Origin of the sequence: Streptomyces capoamus, from assembly GCF_014654935.1 — a bacterium.
GTDB classification, from domain to species: domain Bacteria; phylum Actinomycetota; class Actinomycetes; order Streptomycetales; family Streptomycetaceae; genus Streptomyces; species Streptomyces capoamus.
In genome coordinates this window covers 75,089-80,423 of record NZ_BNBF01000018.1, presented here as the reverse complement: position 1 = coordinate 80,423, position 5,335 = coordinate 75,089, and the positions used below count along the sequence as shown (strand labels likewise).

Genomic DNA, 5,335 nt, shown 5'->3' with positions numbered 1-5,335 from the left:
GCCCAGGGTGGTCGTACCGGGAGCGGTGCGGTGGCCCAGCCCCGTCCGGTACGCGTCCAGGGCGGCCTCGGTACGGCCCGTGCGGCGCAGCAGGTCGCCCAGCAGGCGGCACAGGTCGGCGAGGTCACCGGCGGCGCCCGCGCGTTCCAGCAGGCTCAGGGCGCGCACGTAGTGCTCCTCCGCGGCCTCGGTGTCCCGGGCGTCCTCGGCGATGATGCCGAGCAGCCGGTGCGCGGCGGCCGCGTGCACGGCACCGCGTTCGGAGGAGAAGTCGCCGAGGACACCCTGGAGGAGTCCGGCGGCCTCCGCGGAGCTGCCCCGGCGGTGCAGGACGTCGGCGAGTTCGACGGCGGCCTGGCTGCGGTACAGGGCGGCGCGGGACTCCGACAGCATGGCGTACGCCAGCCGCAACTCCGCCTCCGCGCGTTCCAGTTCGTCGTTCTGGGCGTGGACGTAACCGCGCATCCAGTGGCAGTTCGCCAGCTCGGTGCGCAGGCTGAGCTGGCGGTACAGCTCGGCCGCCTTGGCCAGGGAGGCGTCGGCCTCGGCGATCCGGCCCTCGGCGAGCAGGGTACGGGCGACCGAGCGGTGCATCCGGGCGATCAGCGCGGGGTCGCCGGCCTGCGGGGCGAGCGCGAGGGCGAACTCGGCGGCCTGGGCGGCGCGGGCGTGGGCGCCCATGTCCATGTAGGGGCCGATGACGCTGGCGTACAGCAGCAGCAGCGCGTCGGGGTCGTGCAGTCCGCCGCGGTTCAGCTCGTCGAGGGTGGACTCCAGCAGGTACACCGCGTACCGCAGTTCACCGGCCAGGTAGTGGGCGACGGCCCGGCCGCGGAGGGCGGGGACCCGGACCGGCAGGCTCTTGGCGGCCAGCAGCCCCTCGGCCTGCTCGAAGTACCCGCGCGCCTCGGCCAGGTCCCCGGTCTCCAGGGCGCACTCGCCGAGTCCGAGCAGCGCGGCGGCCTGTTCACCGCCCAGTGCGTGCGCCTCCGCCTCGGCGCGCAGCACGCCGTACTGGGCGGCGGCCTCCTCGGCCCGGCCGTCGGCGAGGACCCGCTGCGCCTCGGTCAGCCGCAGCCGCAGCGCGGTGGCGAGGTGGGCGGGCCGGCCGGCGGCCAGCTCCTCGAAGGTGACGCCGAGCCGGCCCGCGATGTGCCGTAACGCCTCGTCGGAGGCCCGGACCCGGCCGGCCTCCACGGTGGAGATGTAGGCGGGGGTGTACGCCGGCTGCGCCAACTGGCGCTGGGTGAGTCCCCGTTGGGACCGCAGCCGCTGCACCCGCCGCCCGATGACCTCCGGGTCGTCCCGCTCCGCCATGCCCGCGCCCCCAACTCGCCAGACGGCCCTTGCCGTTGCCCGGAGCAGCCCCTACGTTAAACGGCGGATTAAGCATGCTTAACAGGCCGCTGTTGTGTTGCGAGGTCACCGTGCCCGGACGTACATCCGCACCTTACGCACGCCCCACCGCACGAAGGGCGGTAACGGCCGCGGTGATCGCCACGGCGGCCCTCCTCCTCGCGGCGAACGCCGGCCCGGCGAGGGCGCAGGGCCTACAGAGCCCGCACGAAGGCGGCCCAGGCCCGCGGATCCACTGCGAGGTGCGCTGAGTCGGGCCTCTTCGAGTCCCGAACAGCGACGAGTGCGTTCACCTCGGCGACCTCGACGCAATCACCACCGGTGTTGCCGCTGTACGAAGACTTACGCCACCGCGCGTTCGTCAGGTCCCGTATGGCCATAGCGTTCCTCCATCACGCGCGTGATCAGTGCCGCCGAATCCTCTACGGAGAGGGCGGAGGCCTGCAAGTGAGCGTAACGAAAGGACGCCTCTCGGACGGTGTCCGGATTGGCCGTCATGTGCCCCGAGATCATGTCTTCCGTGTACACGATGTCCGGGTCATCGGCGAAGCGCAACGCATTGAACGAGCCGATGAGACTGGCGTGTTCGCCCACATCGAGGGGCAACACCTGGATGCGCACCCATTTGTCGTCGCGGAAGCCCAACAGATGGGCGAGTTGCTCCCGCATGACCTCACGGCCGCCGATCGGCCTGTGGAGAGCAGCCTCGTCCAGGACGACCCAGACCAGTGGCGGTCGCTCGCGGGTGAGGATGCGCTGACGCTCCATACGTGCCGACACCAGTTCATCGAGCCGGTCGGGCATGCCGGTCGCCAACACGGCACGTGCATAGGCCTTGGTCTGCAGCAGGCCGTAGACCATCTGCGCCTGATACGTCGAGATGTACGCCGCCTTCGCCTCCATCTCCGCATACGGCTGGAACCACGTAGGCAACTGGCTCCGCAGGACCAGCCCGACCAAGCGGGAGAAGAAGCCGTCCGTCATCAGCGCCGCGTCCACCCGCTCCGCGAACTCCCGCGTCGGCACCTTCAGCGTGGTCTCGATCTGGCCGATCAGCGACCCCGTGCAGAAAACGATCGCGCCGAGCTCCTTCTGCGTGAGCCCCGCCTCCTCCCGTTTCCGCCGCAGCTCCGAGCCGAAGTAGTCCAACGGAGAAGCGCTGGGGTCGAGCGGACGGATGTTGACCATGAAGAGACGCACCCCCTGCAGTCGATCTGTTGCAGAGCGTAACGACACGGTTCCACGGTTGTCAGGAAGTTCACGAAACCCAGTGGCCCGGCTGTCAGGGGCATGACCTACCCTTTGCACACGCGCCGCACGAGGCACACACGGCTCATGCACAGGGGCCTCACGTTCGCCGTGCCCATGCGGCTCCCCAACGCCTTTTTCCTTCGTTCCGGGGGGTTCGAATCAGCGTGCGCAAGCGCTCTCTCACGGCCGCCACCACCCTGGCGGTCCTCCTCAGCTCCGCGGCCCTCGCCGCCGCCCCGGCATACGCCGACTCCGCCCAGCCGCTGCCGGTGCGGCAGGCCGGTGACATCGCCGTGGACTCCGTCCACCGGCAGGTCTTCGTCAGCGACCCGCTGACCGGCAAGATCGTCGTCACCGACTACGCCGGCAAGTTCGTCAAACAGCTCGACACCCGCCTGTCCGGCGTCCAGGGCCTGGAGCTCTCCGCGGACTCCGGCACGCTCTACGCGGCCGTGCAGGACCTCGACGCCATCGCCGTCATCGACACCGCGACCGGCACCGAGACCACCCGCTACGAGGTCGGCGACAAGCCGCTCAGCGTGGCGCTCGCGGGCGGCAAGCTGTGGTTCGGCTACGGCGGTGCCGCCGCGGGCGACATCGGATCGGTCGACCTGGCCGCCGAGGACCACACGGTCACCCTCGGCCAGGACGGCGACTGGTACTCGGCGCCGCTGCTGGACGCCGCGCCCGGCTCGGACACGCTCGTCGCGGGCGCGGTCGACCAGAGCCCGGTCGAACTGGCCTCGTACGACGTCTCGTCGGGCACCGCCAAGAAGGTGGCGACCACCCGTGAGGCGGGCGACAACCTCGGCGACCTCCAGGTGACGCCCGACGGCAAGGACGTCGTGGTGGCCAGCGGTGCGCCGTACTACCAGCAGGTGTTCCGGACCTCCGACCTCGACGAGGACGGCAAGTACGTCACGGACGCCTACCCCAACTCCGTCGCGATCGCCCCCGACGGCACGGTCGCGGCCGGCATCAACGGTTCCTACGACCCGGACGTCTACATCTTCCGGTCCGGCGCCGGAGAGCCGGTCCGCACCTACGACTTCCCGAACACCGGCACCTCCTCGGGCTCCGACCTGCTGGTCCGGGGCGGGCTCGGCTGGGCCGCCGACGGCTCCCGGCTCTTCGCGGTGACCGCCAACAACCAGGGCGTCTTCTCCCTGCGCGTGCTCGACGCGCCCGCCAAGGCGGCGAGCACGGTCACCGTGGACGCGCCGGCCACCGCCATCCGCGGCAAGAAGCTCACCGTGAAGGGCAAGGTCGCCTCCAAGGTGGCCGTACCGGCCGGCACCAAGCTGACCGTGACCCGCACCGACCTGGAGTCGCCGAGGGGCAAGCCGCTGGCCGCGGCGGTCACCAAGGCCGACGGCACCTTCTCCTTCACCGACACCCCGCCGTCCGGCGGCAAGGTGAAGTACACGGTGGCCTACGCGGGCGACGCCGGGCACGCGGGCGCCTCCGGCTCGGACACCGTCGAGGTCTCCCGTGACAAGGCCACGCTGACGATCGACAACAACGGCAAGGTCTACGCGTACGGCAAGGACGTCAAGTTCACCGCGCATCTCGGCAGGACGTACTCCAACCGCACGGTGGAGATCTGGGCCGACCCGTTCGGCGCCGACAAGCCCGACAAGCGGGTGAAGTCCGGCAAGGTCAACTCCGACGGCTACCTGTCGGTCACCCTGGACCTGAAGCGGGACACCAAGGTCACCGCGAAGTTCGCGGGCGACTCGCGCTACCAGCCGGCGTCGGCGGCCAGCACGGTCGGGGCGCGGGTCAGCATCTCCACCTCGCTGTCCCACCACTACAAGGCGAAGTCGACGTGGGGCCACACGTACTACTTCTTCCACAAGAGCAAGAACCCGCTGGTCACGACCAAGATGCCGTGGTACCCGGACCGGGCGCAGAAGTTCGAGTTCGAGGTGTACTACCAGGGCCGCTGGTACCCGGGCGACCCCGCCTACTTCAAGCTGGGCCCCGACGGGGTCTCCCGCGTCACCATCACCGGCGACCACGGCCAGGACGTCGGCTGGCGGTTCCGGGTCCGCTCGTCGTACATCAACGGCGCCTCCGGTGACACCGTGAACTCCACGACGCACGGCGCCTGGAAGTACTTCACCTTCACCAAGTAGCGCTACCGGGTGGCCTGGAGCCGGCCCAGCTGCCGCTGGACGTTCTCCAGCGCGCCGCGCCGGCGGCCGGGCACCCGCCGCCGCAACTGCGCGAGCGCGGGCCCGAGTTCACGGGCCCGCGCCGTGTCCTTGATACGGGTCCACTGGTGGTGCGCCCGGTCCACGGCCGCCTCCACGGCGGGCGCGTCCCCCGCCTGCCCGGCGGCCAGCCGCGCCTCGGCCACCTGCAGCCAGGCCCGGCAGCTGCGCGCCGGGTCCCCGGCGAACATCGCCAGGTCGGCCCGCACCTCGCTCCAGTGCCACGCCGGCTCGGACGCGGCCCCGTACACCCGCACCGCCTCCGCCTCCAGCCGGGCGGCGAGCCCCTCGGCGTCCCCGTGCCGCCCTTCCCGCACGGCGGCACTGATACCGGCGTGGGGGTCGCCGGGGAGGGCGCCACCGGGCCGGGGGCCGCTGTCACCGGGCCCGGTGGCGGGCCCGCCGTAGGAGGACCCCGGCGCGGGCCCTGGGGCGCCGGCCGGCCGCACGGGGGCCCCGGCCACGGGAGCCGGCGCGGAGCCGGTCGCCGCGGCCTGCCGTACGAAAGAGCC

4 protein-coding genes and 1 pseudogene are annotated in these 5,335 nt (G+C 71.7%); 1 reads left to right on the top strand and 4 read right to left on the bottom strand.

Features of this window, described 5'->3' with window-relative positions; all coding sequences use genetic code 11:
• From IE312_RS26085 to IE312_RS26075, 3 genes are all read right to left on the bottom strand, one after another.
• Positions 1 to 1,317: helix-turn-helix domain-containing protein (locus tag IE312_RS26085; protein WP_189984769.1), on the bottom strand; the 1,317-nt coding region annotated here is incomplete at its 3' end.
• A gap of 233 nt (positions 1,318 to 1,550) precedes the next feature.
• Entirely contained in the window at positions 1,551 to 1,736 is a 186-nt protein-coding gene (locus tag IE312_RS26080) for a DUF397 domain-containing protein (RefSeq protein ID WP_189984768.1), read from the bottom strand.
• Positions 1,699 to 2,544 carry a helix-turn-helix domain-containing protein gene (locus tag IE312_RS26075; RefSeq protein WP_189984835.1) on the bottom strand — a complete coding sequence of 282 codons (846 nt, stop codon included), beginning with the start codon at positions 2,542 to 2,544 and terminating at the stop codon, positions 1,699 to 1,701. Before IE312_RS26075 ends, IE312_RS26080 begins: the two co-directional genes overlap by 38 nt.
• Positions 2,545 to 2,771: 227 nt before the next feature.
• Between IE312_RS26075 and IE312_RS26070 the strand changes: the two genes are divergently transcribed.
• Positions 2,772 to 4,745, top strand: a complete 1,974-nt coding sequence (locus tag IE312_RS26070; RefSeq protein WP_189984767.1) for a YncE family protein — start codon at positions 2,772 to 2,774, stop codon at positions 4,743 to 4,745.
• Between the two features lie 2 nt (positions 4,746 to 4,747).
• Here the strand turns inward: IE312_RS26070 and IE312_RS41860 are convergent.
• A pseudogene (locus IE312_RS41860) lies at positions 4,748 to 5,335 on the bottom strand (hypothetical protein); the annotation flags it as partial.

Excerpts from the sequence above, each read along its gene's own strand:
- IE312_RS26080 (WP_189984768.1), bottom strand. The coding sequence starts at position 1,736 with ATGGCCATACGGGACCTGACGAACGCGCGGTGGCGTAAGTCTTCGTAC.
- IE312_RS26075 (WP_189984835.1), bottom strand. The coding sequence starts at position 2,544 with ATGGTCAACATCCGTCCGCTCGACCCCAGCGCTTCTCCGTTGGACTAC.